Raw genomic sequence first — 15553 nt, 5'->3', positions numbered from 1 at the left:
CGTCGCCCCAGCGCAGGCTGGGGCCTCGGGCGGCTCCTGCCTCGCGCCATGACCGGAAGATGCCAGCCTTCGCTGGAATGACGTCCGGCGGAACGGAGAAACCCGACCGCGCACAAACAGCGCGCAAGTGTGAACTTCGTGAACTTTGGCCTAGCCGCTGTTGCGCAACGCCGTGGCGATCGCATTGATCGACAACAGGATTCCCTCGCCGATCCGCGCATCGGCCTCGCCCGCGCGGTGGCGCTTGAGCAGTTCGATCTGGAGCAGGTTGAGCGGTTCGATATAGGGCGTGCGCAGCCGGATCGATGCTTCCAGCGCCGGGCTCCTTTCGAGCAGCCGCGTCTGGCGGGTGACCGACAACAGTCCATCATGCGTCGCCTGCCAGCCATCGCGGATCCGGCCGAAGATCGCTTCCGACAGCGCCTTGTTCTCGACCAGCCCCGCATAGCGCGCCGCGACGTCCATGTCGGACTTGGCGAGCACCATTTCCATATTGGCCAGCGTCGCGGCGAACAGCGGCCATGCGCTCGCCATCTCGCGCAGCAACCCCTTGTCCTCGAAGGATTGCAACGCCGCGCCGACCCCGTACCAGCCCGGCAGCATGATCCGCGCCTGCGCCCAGCTGAACACCCACGGGATGGCACGCAGATCCTCGATCGCGTCGGACTTCTTCCGGCTCGCTGGGCGCGATCCGATCTTCAGGCCGGCGATCTCGGCGATCGGCGTCGCCTGTCGGAAGAAGGTCGTGAAGCCGTCGGTGCCGTAGACCAGCCCGCGATAGGTCCTGAACGCGGTGTCCGACAACGCGTCCATGGCGGCGGCGAACCGCGCCGCATCGGCCGGGTTCAGCGAGTCGGGTTCGAGACTGGCGAGCAGCGTCGCCGACGTCATCGCCTCCAGATTCGTCACCGCACTGTCGCGCGTGCCGTATTTCGCCGCGATCACCTCACCCTGTTCGGTGATGCGGATGCGGCCCTGCACCGTGTCGTGCGGCTGCGCGCGGATCGCGGCGAAGGACGACCCGCCGCCCCGGCCCACCGCGCCGCCGCGCCCGTGGAACAGCTGCATGCCGATGCATGCTTCCTCGAACACCGGCGCCAGCGCCGTCGACCCCTTCGACAATTGCCAGGTCGAGGTGAGGTAGCCGCCATCCTTGTTCGAATCGGAATAGCCGATCATCACTTCCTGATGGCCGCGCGCCTGCGCGATGGCCGCGACTTCGGGCAGCGCCAGCCAGCGGGTCATGATCGCGGGCGCGGCCTCCAGATCGGCAACCGTCTCGAACAGCGGGATCGCCATGATATGCGCCTGCGGCGGCTCGCCCGGGACGTACAGCCCCGATTCCTTGAGCAGCAGATGCACTTCGAGCAGGTCGGACACCGACTGCGCCATCGACACGATATAGTGGCGGATGCATTCGCGACCGTAGCGGGCATGGGCGTCGGCGGCGGCACGCAGGATCGCCAGTTCGGACGCGGTCTGCTCCGAATAATCGGCATAGGGGCTGGTCAGCGGACGCGGGCTTTGCAGCTCGCGGCGCAGCAGGTCGACGCGCGCATCCTCGTCCAGCGCCTTGTAATCGGCCTCGACCCCGGCGACCTTCAGCAGCTCGGCGACGACGCTTTCATGGATCACGCTGTTCTGGCGCATGTCGAGCGTGGCGAGATGGAAGCCGAAGGTCTCGACCGCGCGGATCAGCCGTCCAAGCGCGCCGCCGGTCGACAGCGGGCCATTGCCCTCCTGCACCAGCCCGCGCGCCAATGCGGCAAGGTCGGCCCGGAACGCCGCCGGATCGGCATAAGGTTCGCCGGTCAGATTGCCGGGGCGCGGTGCGACCTTGCCGGTCAGCTTCTGATAGGTCGCGGCAAGACGCGCATAGATGCCGCTGATCGCGCGGCGGAACGGTTCGTCGGCGCGGCTCGGCGCATTGTCGCCGCTCTGCTCGGCCAGCGCGGCGATCGCGTCGTCGACGGCGACATGCTCGGTCGAGATCGACAGTTCGGCGCCCAGGCTGTGGAGCTGGTCGAGATAATAGCCGAGCACCGCCTCGGCCGCCTTGGCCAGCGCCAGCCGCATCGCGTCGGCATCGACGAACGGATTGCCGTCGCGGTCGCCGCCGATCCAGCTGCCGGGCTTCAGGAACGATGGCGGCCGCTGGCCCAGCACCCGCTCCCACCGTGCATAGAGCGCAGGCAGCGTCGGCAGGAACACGTCGCGCAGATAGCTCAAAGCGGTCTCAACCTCGTCGGCGACGTACAGCCGCTCGCGGCGCAGGACGCGGGTCTGCCACAGCAGCGCGATCTGACGCAGGATCGCTTCGTCGACCCGGTCGCCCTCCGGCGTCTCATCGGCGCCCTGATCCTTCAGCAGCATCAGGTCGGCGATGCGGTTCTTGTGGTCGATCATCGACTTGCGCCGCACCTCGGTCGGGTGCGCAGTCAGCACCGGCGCGATCAGCGCATGGTCGAGCAACGCCAGCACCGCGTCGCGGCCGATCCCTTCGCCCGCCAGCTTCTCGATCGCGGTGGCGACGTCGGCGCCCGGTTCGGCGGCGATGCCCTGCCGGTCTTCGGCCAGATTGGCGAGCATCGAGAACATCATGAACCCGCGCACGAACGCGATGGTGTCGTCTAGGCTGAGGCTGTCGAGCCCGAGGTCGATCGTATCGGCCCCCGCCACCCCGCGATGCCGGTCGACCGAGGTCGATCGGATATGCTCGATCCGCTTGAACAACGCCTCCCCGCCATAGGTGCGGATGACGTCACCGAGCAGCCGGCCGAGAAAGCGGATGTCGGGATTGTTCGTGATCGGGGGCAGAGTCGTCATGGGCACACTTGCTGCAATGCGGCAGGATGCGGGTCAAGGCACGATAAGCGACATGGCGCAAAGATCACCCATCGCGTACAGCGGCGCCGCTGCAATCGATCCGCGGCGGACCGTTCGAAGGAAATACCGATGACGACGCCGATGACCCTGTGGTGGCAGATGTGGACCGATGCCGCGCAGACCGGGCTGCGCCTGTGGGAAACGATGGCCGCCTCCGCTGTGGTCATCGACCGGCGCATGCCGATGATCGATGCCGGGATGCGCAATCCATGGACCGCCGATCATGTCGAACTGACCGGCATGGTCACCGAAAAGGCGCAAGCCTTTTCGAAGGCCGGCGATTCGCTGGCGAAGGACATGGCAGCGATGCAGGGGCTGTGGATGCAGGCGATGCAGGACGCATGGTCGCTCGGCACCGCCGGCCGCGTGCCCTCCGCACGCCGGATCGCCGCCGGACAGGATCGGGCGATGCGGCTGACGGCGGGCATGATCGGCGCGGGCGGGCGGGCGCTGACCCCGATCCATGCGAAGGCGACCGCCAACGCCAAGCGGCTGGGCAGTCCGAAAAGATAGTCCGTACGCAATCGGCGTTGAACCGTTCGCCGCGCGTAACGTTTATCCCGGCGAACCGTCTTTCAGGACCTCCGCCGTCATCTTGACCCAGCCCGCCCCCGCGTCAGTCGCGCCAGTCGAGCACCGGCCAGCCTTTCTTGCGCGCCAACGCCTTCAGCGGGGCATGGGCGTTGACCGGGAACGGTTCGTCGGCCCAGTCGAACACCGGCGCGTCGGACACATGGTCGCTGTAGAACCGCACCGCGACGTCGCTACGTGCGATTCCCTGTTCGGCGGCCCATGCCTCGATCGCACGCAGCTTGGCGGCGCCATAGCAATTCTCGCCATCGATCCGCGCCAGCACATTGCCGCCGGTCTCCTCGGCGCAATTGGTGGCGATGACCGCATCGAAGCCGAGCAGCGCGGCGATCTCCTGCGCGTAGAATCGATAGGATGCCGTGGCGAGCACCAGCATCCGCCCCTCGGCCCGGTCGGCCTCGATCCGCGCGCGAGCGCCGTCGAGCAGTCCGGTGGCGACCGTCGCCCGGGCAAAGGCACGCGCCGTATCGGCCAGCCGCTCGCCCGACACCGCGCGACCCAGCACCAGCCGGTGGGTCATCTCCTTCAACCGGTCGCGGCCATAGAGGCGCAGGGCATAGCCGGTGACGGCGATCCCCGCGATCGGCAGCAGCCACAAAGCCCCCCGCCCCCGTTCCTTCAACGCATGGCGCAGGAACGGCGTCCACGTCGCGACGCGGGTGATGGTCTTGTCCATGTCGTAGATGGCGAGATCGCGGTGGCGCATGCGAAAGGCGCGTACCACCTTGCCGCGACGCGGCAAATCGCCGATGGATGGTGGCGATGAGCGCTTCCGCCGATTTTTCGCACGACCGGGCCGATGGCGGCGACGTGCTGCGCTTCACCGGCAATCTGTCGCTCGCCCATGTCGGCGACCTGCCCGAACGATTGGGCGCGTTCGACGGCCAGGTGAGTCGCATCGATCTGTCGCAGGTCGATCGCATCGACACGGTCGGCGCATGGGTCGTACACCGCTTCGCGCGCGACCGCGACGTCGCGATCGAAGGGCTGAACGATGACAGCCGGCATCTGTTCGATCAGGTCGCCGCCGCCGACGATCCCGTCGTCCGCAAGGAAAAGGCGCTCAGCCCGCCGCTGCGCGTGCTTGAGGAAATCGGGGAGGCGGTCAGCGGCAGCGCGCGGCAGCTGCTCGGCCTGCTTGGCTTCATGGGCGCGACCGTCCTCGCCTTTCTGAACGTGCTGCGCCATCCCAAGCGGTTCCGTTTCAACGCGACGGTGCAGCGCTTCGAGGTCGTCGGCGTCTCGGCGCTCGGCATCATCGGGCTGATGAGTTTCCTGATCGGCATGGTCATCGCGCAGCAGGGCGCGGTGCAGCTTCGCCAGTTCGGTGCGGAGGTGTTCACGATCAACCTGATCGGACGGCTGACCTTCCGCGAACTGGGCGTGCTGATGACCGCGATCATGGTCGCGGGACGCTCCGGTTCGGCCTTCGCCGCGCAGCTCGGCACGATGAAGCTGACCGAGGAAATCGACGCGATGCGCACCATCGGCGTGTCGCCGATGGAGGCGCTGGTCCTGCCGCGCGTCATCGCCGCGATCGTGATGATGCTGCTGCTCGGCTTCTATGCCTCGATCATCGCGATCATCGGGGGCGGCCTGCTCAGCTGGGCGCAGCTCGGCATCCCGCCGATCACCTTCGTCACGCGGATCCGCGAAGTGGTGCCGATCACCGACCTCTATATCGGTCTCATCAAGGCCCCGGTCTTCGGCGCGATCATCGGCATATCGGGCTGTTTCCACGGGATGCAGGTCGAAAGCGACGCCGAACAGGTGGGCGGTCGCACCACCGCCGCCGTGGTGCAGGCGATCTTCCTCGTGATCGTGCTCGACGCCTTCTTCGCCATCTTCTTCGCATGGATCGGCTGGATATGAGCGACGACGACGACGCCATCATCCGCGTGCGCGGCCTGAAGAACCAGTTCGGCGATCAGGTCATTCACGACAATCTTGACCTCGACGTGCGCCGCGGCGAAATCCTCGGCGTGGTCGGCGGCTCGGGGACCGGCAAGTCCGTGCTGATGCGCTCGATCATCGGGCTACAGACGCCTGCCGCCGGCACGATCGAGGTCTTCGGCGAGAACACGATCGGCCGCGAGGAAACCGAGGCGACCGAGATCCGCAAGAAATGGGGCGTGCTGTTCCAGGGTGGCGCGCTGTTCTCGACGCTGACCGTCGCCGAGAATGTGCAGGTGCCGCTCAAGGAATTCTACCCGAAGCTCAAGCCCGCACTGCTCGACGAGATCGCCGGGTACAAGGTCGTGATGACCGGCCTGCCCGCCAATGCCGGGCCGAAATACCCCTCCGAACTGTCGGGCGGCATGAAGAAGCGCGCCGGCCTCGCCCGCGCGCTGGCGCTCGACCCGCAGCTGCTGTTCCTCGACGAACCGACCGCCGGGCTCGACCCGATCGGCGCGGCGGCGTTCGACGACCTGACCGCGTCGCTGCAAAAGACGCTGGGGCTGACCGTCTTCATCATCACCCACGACCTCGACACGCTGTACGCCATTTGCGACCGCGTGGCGGTGCTTGCCGACAAGAAGGTCATCGCCGTCGGCACGATCGACGAACTGCTCGCGCTGGACCATCCATGGATCCAGGAATATTTCAACGGACCCCGTGGCCGCGCCGCGACCGATGCGCAGGAACGCATCGCCGCCCGTGACCACGACCGCGACGCCGGGCACGACCCGGCCTCGCTGCAAGCCCAGAGGCGCTGATGGAAACCCGGTCGAACCATGTCCTTGTCGGCGCGGTGGTGCTGATCCTGCTGGTCATGCTGGCGCTGTTCACCGTGTGGCTGGCCCGCGTCGGCGGCGGCCGCGAAAAGGAATATGACGTCTTCTTCAAACAGGCCGTCGATGGCCTGGCCAAGGGGTCGCCGGTATCCTTTTCGGGCGTACCCTCGGGCCAGGTCGAGGATATCGCGCTGTGGCCGAAGGACCCGCAATTCGTCCGCGTCCGTATCAAGGTGAAGGACGAGACCCCGGTCCTGCTCGGCACGACCGCGACGATCGTCGGCAGCTTCACCGGCGTGTCGACGATCACGCTCGACGGCGCAGTCAAGGGTGCGCCGCCGATCACTTGTCCCGAGACGAACGCCGAACAGTCGTGCCCGATGGGCGTGCCGGTCATCCCGCCCAAGGCGGGCGGCGTCGCCGCGCTGCTCAGCTCGGCGCCGCAATTGCTCGAGCGCGTCACGACGCTGACCGAGCGGCTGGCCGACGTCCTGTCCGACCGCAACCAGAATTCGATCGCGGCGATCCTCGACAGCACCAACCGGCTGACCGACGCGCTCGCCGATCGCGGCCCTGAAATCGCCGCGACGCTGGCCGAAACGCGCGTCGCGATCCAGCGTGCGGGCATCGCGTCGCAACAGATCGGCGAACTGGCGGCGACGACCAACGGCGTGCTGGCCAACGACATCCAGCCGACGATCCAGCAATTGAACCGCACCATCGCCAGCGCGCAAAAGAGCGCCGACACGCTGAACGAAGCGATCGGCGACGCGAAGCCGGGGCTGCAGGCGTTCAGCAAGCAGACGATTCCGCAGGTCAACCAGCTGGTCGGCGACCTGCGCGCGATGACCGGTGCGCTCGCCTCGGTCGCGGAAAAGGTCGATCAGGGTGGCGCGACCGCGTTGGTCGGCCGCTCGAAGCTGCCCGACTACGACCCCAAGAAGTGATGCGGAAGACGAGGATGCGCCCCATGAAGAAGCTGTCGGTTCTGCTGCTCCTGCCGCTTGCCGGGTGCATCCGCTTCGGCGCCGAGCCGCCGCCCGCGCTGCTGACGCTGGCCCCCGCCGCCCCGATCGCGGCCGGTGCGACGCAAAGCTCGGCGCAGGCGCGTTCGATCACCGTGCAGGTGCCGGTCGTGCCGCAGGAACTGGCGGTGACCCGCGTGCCGGTGCAATCGAGCGCGACCAGCATCGCCTATGTCAAGGAAGCGCAATGGGTCGAACCGCCTGCGCGCCTCTTCGCCCGGTTGCTATCGGATACGTTGACATCGCGGGCGAACATGGTGGTGCTCAGCACGCGGCAGGGCTTTGCCGATCCGGGTGCCCAGCTGACCGGTGAGCTGCGCGAATTCGGCATCGACGCCGGTCGCAGCGAAGCCGTCGTCGTCTATGACGCCACCCTGCAACGTGCCGGATCGACCGCCTTCGAAAAGCGCCGCTTCGAAGCCCGCGCGCCGGTCGCGACGATCGACGCGAACAGCGTCGGCCCGGCGATCAATCAGGCCGCGAACACTGTCGCCACCGCCGTCGCCGACTGGGTCCGGGGCTGATCCCGCACCGCCATGGCGCTGCATAGCTGGCTGTTGTTCGTCGCCGCGGTGGTCGTGCTGTGTGGCACCCCCGGCCCAAACATGCTGCACGTCCTGACCCGCAGCGTCTCGCTCGGCTGGCGCGGCGCGCTGCCGGCGATGGCCGGCTGCCTGACCGCGCTGGTCGGGGTGCTTGCGGCATCGGCGGCGGGATTGGCGGCGCTGCTGACGGCGGTGCCGGGCCTGTTCGACGTGCTGCGCTATGCCGGTGCCGCCTATCTGGCATGGCTGGGCTTTCGCGCGATCACCGCGCGATCGGCACCGATCGATGTCGCTGCTGACGCCATCCCGTCGCGCCACCTGTTCCGGGGCGGCTTTCTGGTCGGAATCAGCAACCCCAAGCTGTTGCTGTTCGCCACCGCCTTCCTCCCGCAATTCGTCGATCCGGACGGTTCGCAGCCGGTGCAGTTCGCGATCCTCGTCGCGACCTTCGCGGTGGTCGAATGCCTGTGGTACGCGGCCTATGCCATCGGCGGACGGTCGCTCGCCCGCCATCTGACCCGCCCGCGCGTCCGCCGCTGGTTCGACCGCGCGACCGGTGGCATCTTCATCGGCTTCGGTGCGGCGCTGCTCGTCGCGCGGACCTGATCCTTACTTTGCGGGCGTCCGCCGGACCGGCGGCATCGCGTTGCAGATATCCGCGCCGCCCGCCGGCACTTCGAAAAAGGGCGGCTCGCGATTCTCGCGCCCCTTCACCCATGCGGCGTAGCGGGCATTGTCGGCGGCCCGGACCTGGAAATGCGGTCGTTCGGTCGCGGGGATCTCGCTAGCCAGCCGCACCGACAGGATCGGGGTGGGCGTCTGATCGGGCGCATAGAAGCCCATCGTGCCGGTACCGCGCGGCAGCGACGACAGATACTCGATCCCCTCCACCACGCGACCGACCAGCGCGATGTTGCGGTCGAGATGGCGGGGGCCATGGCCGATCACCGCATAGAGTTCGGCGCCGCTGCCAGTGCTCGGCGCCATGTCGCGCCCGACGCCGACCATCGCATAGCAATGGGTCAGCCACGCCGCCTTGCCGTCGCTCGCCACCGGCCAGCCATCGGCGCTGTGCCCGCTCTTCGCCGCATAGGGATCGCGCCGTGTCATCTGCGTCACCGCGTCATAGCGGCCGGTGACATATTCGGCGGGCGGATTGGTGACGACCCCGGCGGGCAGCGGCTTCTTCTCGGTCACATCGCCCCATTGCGCGACATAATTGTCCTGCACCCGATAGACCGAACTGCCGTCCCACCAATGCGCCCGCGCCAGCTTGCGCAAATTGTCGACATGGACCGGCGCGTAACGCGGCGCCAGCCGGATCACGACCCGCCTGTCCCCCGCCAGCGTCATCACCAGCAATTCGTCGTCGGGAATCGTTCGCCAGTCGCTCTCGATCGGATCGGCCGGCGTCGGCGGAGGGGCGGGAGCAGCGGGAGTAGCGGCCTGAAGCAGCGCCGCGATCAGCGAGACGAAATGCATGCGACCATCCTGCCACGCGCCACGCCGCCCCCGCAACTCCCGCTTGCACGAAACCCCGCCGCGCCCTAGGGAACCCACCTTCCGGCAATGCGGAGCGGTGGCCGAGTGGTCGAAGGCGCTCGCCTGGAAAGTGAGTATACGGCAAAACCGTATCGAGGGTTCGAATCCCTCCCGCTCCGCCACCTGGTCCCCCGACACATGCTTTCGTGGCAGATGTCGGCAAATCCGCCCGGTCGCAACCCGAGATGCCTTGCCGGCGAACGTTTGCATCCGGATGGCAGCCGGCAGGATATGGGGATCATCCCGCCGGTCCGCTCGGGTCAAAAGCCGCGGCGCAGCGTCACGAACCACTGGCGCGGCGCGCCGGCGAGCAGCGTCTGATTGTCGCCCCGCGCGGTGTAGCCGTTGGTGCCGATGGTCGCGATATACCGCCGGTTGGTCAAATTGTTGACGCTACCCTCAATCGCCAGTCCGTCGAGTACGCCACCCATGCCGGTCAGGCGATAGCCGATGCTGGCATCGACCAGCAGCCGGGCACCGACCGACTGGTCGTTCAGGTAGGTGAAGTAGCGCTTCGACATATAGTCGCCGCCGACCCGGGCGAAGAAGCGGTCGTCGTCATAGGCGACCTCCCCCTTCGCCATATGCTCGGGCGTATCGACCACGGTCTTGCCCGCCGTCGGTTGCAGCACCACGCCCGCCGCGTTGCGGACGTCGTCACGATAGGTCGCCTTGTTGTACGAATAGCTGCCGAACAGCGTCAGCGGACGCGCCACGCGATAGGTCGCGGCGAGTTCGGCGCCATAGCTTTCGACACTGCCGGCATTGTTCAGCGTCGGCGGGTTGCCGATGATCCCGGCGCCATTGGCGAAGCTCAGCAGCCGGTTCGCGAAATCGACATGATAGGCGACCGCCGACAATTGCAGCCCGCCCGAGCGCAGGCGCGCGCCGCCCTCGATCGTCTTCGAGGTTTCGGGCTTCAGCGTCGCGCGGATCGCGTTGAACCCGTTCTGCGTGGTCGCGAACGGACCGGTGGTCGCCGAGGAGACGAAGGCCCGCAGATTCTCGGTATAGCTGGCGAACAGTTCCGCCCCGCCACCAAGGCGGAACAGCGCCGATGCCTGTGGCAGGAACCAGTCGCGCGCCTTGATCTCACCGACGACCAGCGTGCCGGTCCGCAGATTGGCAGCGTTGTTCACGCGCAGCCCCTTCCACCCGCCATTCAGCGTCAGCGCGCCGAGGTAGAGCGTATCCGCGACGTGATATTGCAGCGTCTCGGTGTCGTACTTGCCGTCCCATTGGGTGCGATAGGCATTGGCCTGGAAATCGCGCGCGTTGCGGTTGGGCGACGCGGCGTCGTTCATTCCGTAGAAGCGGCGCGCCTGCTGGAAGGTGTTGGTTTCGTACCACAGCCCGATCTCGATCCGGTTGGCGCCGGTGGTCAGCGCCATGCGCGTCTGGTTGCCGGCACGGTCGATGCCATATTCGGTGGTACGGAAGCCGAGCGGCGAGGCAAGGCCGGTGGTCGAGGTCGCCGACGCCGGCAGCGCGGTGCCATTGGGGCCGAGTGCGCCCGCAGGGGTCGGCGAATAGGGTGTGATCCACGATCCCTGCCCCTTGTTGTGATGATAATAGCTGGTCGAGGTCAGCGACAGGTCGGGGGTCAGCTTCGCATCGACGGTCAGCCCGCCCAGCCAGTCGCGGCGCAGACCGGCGGCGTCGTAATAGGCATCGTCGACGGTGCCGAACCCGGTCGGGAAGGTGAAGCCCGCTCCGGTCCAGGGTGCGACGAAGCCGACCGTCGAGCCGCCATTGGCAGCGGCATAGGCGCTCTGCGCCGCCTGATTCTGATACACGCGGCCGATCTGCAGCGCGGTCGGATAGTCGTTCGAGATATTGTCGGCACGCAGGCCGCGACGGGCGATGATGTCGTAGCTCAGATCCTGATAGTCGTTTTCGCGCCGGTCGGAGAAATTGACGAACGCGGTGATGCTGCCACGCGTATCGATTTCCTTGACCAGCTTGGCATTGGCCTGGTGCTGGCGCTGCACGCCGAAGCCCTTCCACTTGTCGGTGCCGAGATAACCGTAAGACAGATAGCCCATCAGCCCGCCGCCCAGGTCGCCGCTGTCGATCCGGGCGAAGGCGCGGACGGTATCGTTGCTGCCATAGGTGGCCGACGCGACGACATCGGCGGTGTCGGACGGCTTGCGGCTGACGAACTCGAGCGTCCCGCCCAGATTGCTGGTCGAGGTGGTGCCGAGCGCACCGGCACCCTGCGCGACGGTCGTCGTTGCGATATTTTCTGACAGGATCGCACGGCTGATGTGCAGGCCGTTGACGTTGCCATAGCTCATGTCGCCGAGCGGCACGCCGTCGAGGGTGAAGCCCAGCTGGTTCTGATTGAAGCCGCGCAGCGAGATGCGGGTCGACCATTCATAGGCACCGAACGCGTCGGCGGACTGGAAATTGACACCGGGCAGCTTGGCCGCCGCCTTCAGCGGCGACGTACCGGGGGTCAGGCGCTCCATGTCGGCCGCCGAGATCGTCTGCACCTGTCGGGTCTGGCCAAAGCCGAGGACGACGATCTCATCGCCCTCGACCGGGGCCGCTTCGTCGACATCGGGTGCGGCAGCCGCTGCCACGACGACGGGTTCCTGCGCATGCGCGGAAGATGCGATAAGTGCGATGGGCGCGGTGCCGAGCAGCCACAGGCGTGCAGTCATGATATTCCCCCCGGACGTGCTGAACTGCCGTCCTTTCGGAGCGCGCCCTGCGGTGCGTTGGTTAAGCCTGCGCGACGGATCGATGACCTGTCGGTGACAATCTCCGTCGGTACGCCGGCGTCCCGGTGAACCGGGCGGGAATAGTCCCCGCCCGGTTTCCCGTCACGCGGTGACAATCCCCTTCGACCGGTCGGTCGTCACCCGATGGCGCGCGGCGACGGTGCGGGTGAACGGTTTCGCCATGACGCTCGACACCGCGACATGCTCGGTCACGACCGCATCGGGGGTCAGCGTCAGCAGCGAATAGCCCTTGTGATCCTGATCGCAGAACAGGACCTCGCGGTTCGTTTCGGCCACCAGCTTGCCGATACCGGGTAGCAGCGCGCCATAGGACGGGCTGGTAATCGCCGTACAGCCGAACTCGACCGCGGCCAGCCGCCCGCCTGCATCATACAGGTCGTTCGACCATGCGGCGTGGCTGTCGCCCGACAACACCACCGGTCGACTGCCGGCCCGGGCAAAGGCGGCATAGAGCCGCTCGCGCGCCGCCGGATAGCCGTCCCACGAATCGAGGCTGAACGGCACCCCCGCACGATAGCCCGCGACCAGTGCCGGCAGGCGCTGGCGGAAGGAAGCGGGCATCGTGGTCAGTGCCGCTTCATAGCGCTCCCGGCCCATCAGTACCGGCAGATCGGGTCCGGCGACGCGCGCCATCACCACCTGATTGCCCAGCAACTGCCACGGTTTTCCCGCCGCGACCGATCGCGAAAGCACCTGTTCGAGCCAGCGCTGCTGCCCGGCACCCAGCATTTCGCGATCGGGTCGGGCGCGCGTCGCCAGCACGGCGGCGACCTCGTCAGGGTCGGGTGCGTCCCCCTTGAACGCGGCCTGTTGCGACCGGGCCAGCAACCGCGTCTCGACCATCGCCAGCGTCGCGAGATCGCCGAATTCGAAGCTGCGATAAATCGCTTCGCGTCCCAGTCCGCGCCGGGTTTCGCGGATCGGCATCCATTCGAAATAGGCCTGCATCGCCGCCGCCTTGCGCGCGCTCCAGTCGCCCTCGGTCACGGGATCATGGTTTTCGGCACCGCCCACCCAGTCGTCATTGGCGACCTCATGATCGTCCCAGACACAGATGAATGCCGCGCGGGCATGCGCCGCCTGCATATCGGGATCGGACTTCACCTGCGCATGGCGGCGGCGATAATCGTCGAGCGCGACGATCTCGTGCGGCGGATCGGGTAGCCGACCCAGCGTGCGACCAATGTCCGCGCCATAACCGTCGGCACCATATTCATAGATATAGTCGCCGAGATGCAGCACCGCGTCGAGCTGCGGCAGCGCGGCCATGTCGGCATAGGCGTTGAACAGTCCGCCGGGATAGAGCTGGCAGGAGGCGATGGCGATCACCAGCCGGTCGACCTTGCCACGCGGCAGCGTGCGGAACCGCCCGACCGGCGAGCGCGTCCCGTCGGGCGCGGTGAACCAGAAATGATAGTCGCGACCGGGGGCGAGACCGGTCGCCTCGACCTTCGCCGTATGGTCCGCCGCCGCCCGCGCCGTCACCCGTCCCGAACGGCAGGGCCTGGCATCGGGCGCTTCGGCGACGTGCCAGTCGAGCGCGACGTCCCCCGCCCCCGTATCGACGGTCGCGCGGGTCCACAGCACCGCGCCGTCCGTCGCCGGATCGCCGCTGGCGACCCCGTGGTCGAACCGCGCCGTCCGCGCCGTCGCTGCGGTGGCCGCCGCTCCCGGCACCAGCATCCCCGCCCCGCCGCCGATCAGCGCCAATGCGCCGCGGCGTCCGATCATCGTCATCGTCATGATCCTTTCAGAAACGGGCGGTCTGCTGCGCGCCATCGATGCGCGGCCCGCCGGGGAGGAAGGTCGGAATGTGGAAGCCGCCGCCGGTATTCCCGGCGCCGAGCAGATCAGCCCGGTCGAACGCGTTGCGCAGGAACCCGGCCGAAATCGTGATCGGCACGTCGCTGGCCCGCTGTTCGATGTGCTGTGCGGTGACGATGATGTCGTTGCCGCTTGCGTCCCCGGCGTCCGCGTCGGGCTGTGCCGATGCCTGCGCCGACGCGGCCGGCATGGCGAGGCAGGATGCCGACACCAGCAGGATAGAGGAAAATGCGATACGCGTAACCATGCTTGCCCCTTTGCGATACCGGACAACCCACTGGCGACGCATGATGAACGCCACGCGACGATGGCGTGACGCGGCGGTTACACTCCGGGACGTATTCCATCGCGATCGGTGGTGCGCTGTACCGCTTAGCGCTGGCATATACCGTAACCGACGCGCCGCATTTTGCGGATTGACGGTGCGGACGATTTCTTGTGCGTTGCACAACGACCTAGCAGGAGGCCGTGTGTACGATGGAGGAACCGCTCGCGCTCGACCAAACCGATTATCGGCTTTTGCAGGAAATAACCGCGGACGGACGCATATCCGACGTCGCTCTGGGCGAACGTGTTCACCTATCGAGTACCGCGGCGGCACGGCGGCGCAAGTTCCTCGAAGAACGCGGCGCGATCAACAGCTACACGACCAATCTCGACATGGAGCGATTGGGATTCGGCGTGACCGTGCTGGTGTCGATCGAATTGCGGTCACAGGCGGAGGACGTGCTGAACGAGTTCGAGGAGGCGGTGGTACGCTGCCCATCGATGAGCTTTTGCAGTTTCGTGTCGGGCGACACCGATTTCGTGATGATGGTCCATGTGCGCTCGTTCGGCGATTACGACCGGGTCTATCGCAGCGAGTTGTCGAAACTGCCGCATGTCGCGCGGATCCGCAGCAGTTTCGTCATGCGGCAGGTCGCGGATCGCAACGCGCCGCCGGTACTGTTCGGGAATCGCGACCGGTGATCGCCGGATCACGGCACATGGTGCCGGTAACGGGCGCAAAATCCTGCGTCGATCGCGCATTCGGCGCCGTATTCCGAAGGGACGGCCGCAATATAAGCGACATTTTGCCGGGATCATGCGCGCGACTTCGTGCAATATTCGCTTCACGAAAAGGATCAGGGGGAAACATCCTGTCTTAGGGTCAGGACCCATTGATGTGAGCGTCACGATCTGATTCAGGCTCCGCGAGGAGACCGGAATGAGTGACCTGTTTTGGCTGACGGATGAGCAGATTGAGCGGCTGCGGCCGTTCTTTCCCAAGAGCCACGGCCGGCCGCGGGTGGACGACCGACGGGTTCTGAGCGGCATCGTCTTCGTCAACCGCAATGGGCTGCGCTGGCGAGATGCGCCCAGCGCCTATGGGCCACACAAGACGCTCTACAACCGGTGGAAGCGCTGGGGTGAGGCAGGCGTGTTCACGCGGATGATGGAAGGGCTGGCGGCGGCAGGCGCCGAGCCGAAGACGCTTATGATCGACGCCACCTACCTGAAGGCGCACCGCACGGCATCGAGCCTGCGGGTAAAACGTATGGCTCGCCCCGTCGGCAAGCGGTTTGTTTCTGACGATCTGAGCAGTCTGCGAAAACGTATCCGGCCTTTCAGCATGGAGCCGTTGGCCAAGATGGAGATCCGCGCGTCCTGGTCCTCAT

The 15553-nt window shown here is 66.9% G+C and carries 14 protein-coding genes and 1 tRNA gene; 9 read left to right on the top strand and 6 right to left on the bottom strand.

Annotated elements, in window-relative coordinates:
• Positions 1-150: 150 nt before the first annotated feature.
• Positions 151-2826: a phosphoenolpyruvate carboxylase gene (gene ppc / locus MF607_RS11995; RefSeq protein WP_242119021.1), complete on the bottom strand. Its 2676-nt coding sequence runs from the start codon at positions 2824-2826 to the stop codon at positions 151-153.
• Positions 2827-2955: 129 nt separating this feature from the next.
• Between ppc and MF607_RS11990 the strand changes: the two genes are divergently transcribed.
• The gene (locus MF607_RS11990) at positions 2956-3399 is read left to right on the top strand and encodes a hypothetical protein (RefSeq protein WP_242119019.1); all 444 of its coding nucleotides are present in this window, start codon (positions 2956-2958) and stop codon (positions 3397-3399) included.
• A 103-nt stretch (positions 3400-3502) separates the two neighbouring features.
• On the opposite strand, the gene MF607_RS11985 is transcribed toward MF607_RS11990, so the two are convergent.
• Entirely contained in the window at positions 3503-4183 is a 681-nt protein-coding gene (locus tag MF607_RS11985) for an HAD family hydrolase (protein WP_242119018.1), read from the bottom strand.
• 56 nt (positions 4184-4239) lie between these two features.
• On the opposite strand from MF607_RS11985, the gene MF607_RS11980 reads away from it, so the two are divergent.
• The 5 genes from MF607_RS11980 to MF607_RS11960 are packed head-to-tail and all read left to right on the top strand — an operon-like array spanning position 4240 to position 8388.
• Positions 4240-5349 carry an ABC transporter permease gene (locus tag MF607_RS11980; protein WP_242119017.1) on the top strand — a complete coding sequence of 370 codons (1110 nt, stop codon included), beginning with the start codon at positions 4240-4242 and terminating at the stop codon, positions 5347-5349.
• A complete protein-coding gene (locus MF607_RS11975; RefSeq protein WP_242119016.1) occupies positions 5346-6194 on the top strand; it encodes an ABC transporter ATP-binding protein in 849 nt (282 codons plus the stop codon). The genes MF607_RS11980 and MF607_RS11975 overlap by 4 nt, the downstream gene beginning before the upstream one ends.
• Positions 6194-7159, top strand: coding sequence for an MlaD family protein (locus MF607_RS11970; protein ID WP_056453616.1), 966 nt, complete (start codon positions 6194-6196; stop codon positions 7157-7159). The genes MF607_RS11975 and MF607_RS11970 overlap by 1 nt, the downstream gene beginning before the upstream one ends.
• 23 nt (positions 7160-7182) lie before the next feature.
• Positions 7183-7761 carry an ABC-type transport auxiliary lipoprotein family protein gene (locus MF607_RS11965; protein ID WP_242119013.1) on the top strand — a complete coding sequence of 193 codons (579 nt, stop codon included), beginning with the start codon at positions 7183-7185 and terminating at the stop codon, positions 7759-7761.
• Between the two features lie 12 nt (positions 7762-7773).
• Complete coding sequence (locus tag MF607_RS11960; protein ID WP_242119011.1) at positions 7774-8388, top strand: LysE family translocator; 615 nt, start codon at positions 7774-7776, stop codon at positions 8386-8388.
• A 3-nt stretch (positions 8389-8391) separates the two neighbouring features.
• Here MF607_RS11960 and MF607_RS11955 read toward each other — a convergent pair whose 3' ends face one another.
• On the bottom strand, positions 8392-9264 hold the full coding sequence (locus MF607_RS11955) for a peptidylprolyl isomerase (protein WP_242119009.1): 873 nt from the start codon (positions 9262-9264) through the stop codon (positions 8392-8394).
• A 91-nt stretch (positions 9265-9355) separates the two neighbouring features.
• Here MF607_RS11955 and MF607_RS11950 point away from each other — a divergent pair.
• Positions 9356-9446 (top strand) — tRNA-Ser (locus MF607_RS11950).
• A gap of 138 nt (positions 9447-9584) precedes the next feature.
• On the opposite strand, the gene MF607_RS11945 is transcribed toward MF607_RS11950, so the two are convergent.
• From MF607_RS11945 to MF607_RS11935, 3 genes are all read right to left on the bottom strand, one after another.
• Entirely contained in the window at positions 9585-11990 is a 2406-nt protein-coding gene (locus tag MF607_RS11945) for a TonB-dependent receptor (protein ID WP_242119007.1), read from the bottom strand.
• A gap of 162 nt (positions 11991-12152) precedes the next feature.
• Entirely contained in the window at positions 12153-13808 is a 1656-nt protein-coding gene (locus MF607_RS11940) for an alkaline phosphatase D family protein (RefSeq protein WP_242119005.1), read from the bottom strand.
• 13 nt (positions 13809-13821) lie between these two features.
• Complete coding sequence (locus MF607_RS11935; RefSeq protein WP_242119003.1) at positions 13822-14142, bottom strand: hypothetical protein; 321 nt, start codon at positions 14140-14142, stop codon at positions 13822-13824.
• A 230-nt stretch (positions 14143-14372) separates the two neighbouring features.
• Between MF607_RS11935 and MF607_RS11930 the strand changes: the two genes are divergently transcribed.
• Both MF607_RS11930 and MF607_RS11925 read left to right on the top strand, forming a co-directional pair.
• Entirely contained in the window at positions 14373-14864 is a 492-nt protein-coding gene (locus MF607_RS11930; protein WP_242119001.1) for an Lrp/AsnC family transcriptional regulator, read from the top strand.
• Between the two features lie 238 nt (positions 14865-15102).
• On the top strand, positions 15103-15553 hold a 451-nt coding region (locus MF607_RS11925; protein WP_242118999.1), incomplete at its 3' end, for a transposase.

It is taken from the genome of Sphingomonas lacusdianchii, assembly GCF_022664395.1.
GTDB lineage: Bacteria > Pseudomonadota > Alphaproteobacteria > Sphingomonadales > Sphingomonadaceae > Sphingomonas > Sphingomonas lacusdianchii.
The sequence above is the reverse complement of the archived record's forward strand: the minus strand, read 5'-3'. Positions and strand labels throughout refer to the sequence as shown.

Excerpts from the sequence above, each read along its gene's own strand:
- ppc (WP_242119021.1), bottom strand. The coding sequence starts at position 2,826 with ATGACGACTCTGCCCCCGATCACGAACAATCCCGACATCCGCTTTCTC.
- MF607_RS11990 (WP_242119019.1), top strand. The coding sequence starts at position 2,956 with ATGACGACGCCGATGACCCTGTGGTGGCAGATGTGGACCGATGCCGCG.
- MF607_RS11985 (WP_242119018.1), bottom strand. The coding sequence starts at position 4,183 with ATGCGCCACCGCGATCTCGCCATCTACGACATGGACAAGACCATCACC.
- MF607_RS11980 (WP_242119017.1), top strand. The coding sequence starts at position 4,240 with ATGAGCGCTTCCGCCGATTTTTCGCACGACCGGGCCGATGGCGGCGAC.
- MF607_RS11975 (WP_242119016.1), top strand. The coding sequence starts at position 5,346 with ATGAGCGACGACGACGACGCCATCATCCGCGTGCGCGGCCTGAAGAAC.
- MF607_RS11970 (WP_056453616.1), top strand. The coding sequence starts at position 6,194 with ATGGAAACCCGGTCGAACCATGTCCTTGTCGGCGCGGTGGTGCTGATC.
- MF607_RS11965 (WP_242119013.1), top strand. The coding sequence starts at position 7,183 with ATGAAGAAGCTGTCGGTTCTGCTGCTCCTGCCGCTTGCCGGGTGCATC.
- MF607_RS11960 (WP_242119011.1), top strand. The coding sequence starts at position 7,774 with ATGGCGCTGCATAGCTGGCTGTTGTTCGTCGCCGCGGTGGTCGTGCTG.
- MF607_RS11955 (WP_242119009.1), bottom strand. The coding sequence starts at position 9,264 with ATGCATTTCGTCTCGCTGATCGCGGCGCTGCTTCAGGCCGCTACTCCC.
- MF607_RS11945 (WP_242119007.1), bottom strand. The coding sequence starts at position 11,990 with ATGACTGCACGCCTGTGGCTGCTCGGCACCGCGCCCATCGCACTTATC.
- MF607_RS11940 (WP_242119005.1), bottom strand. The coding sequence starts at position 13,808 with ATGACGATGATCGGACGCCGCGGCGCATTGGCGCTGATCGGCGGCGGG.
- MF607_RS11935 (WP_242119003.1), bottom strand. The coding sequence starts at position 14,142 with ATGGTTACGCGTATCGCATTTTCCTCTATCCTGCTGGTGTCGGCATCC.
- MF607_RS11930 (WP_242119001.1), top strand. The coding sequence starts at position 14,373 with ATGGAGGAACCGCTCGCGCTCGACCAAACCGATTATCGGCTTTTGCAG.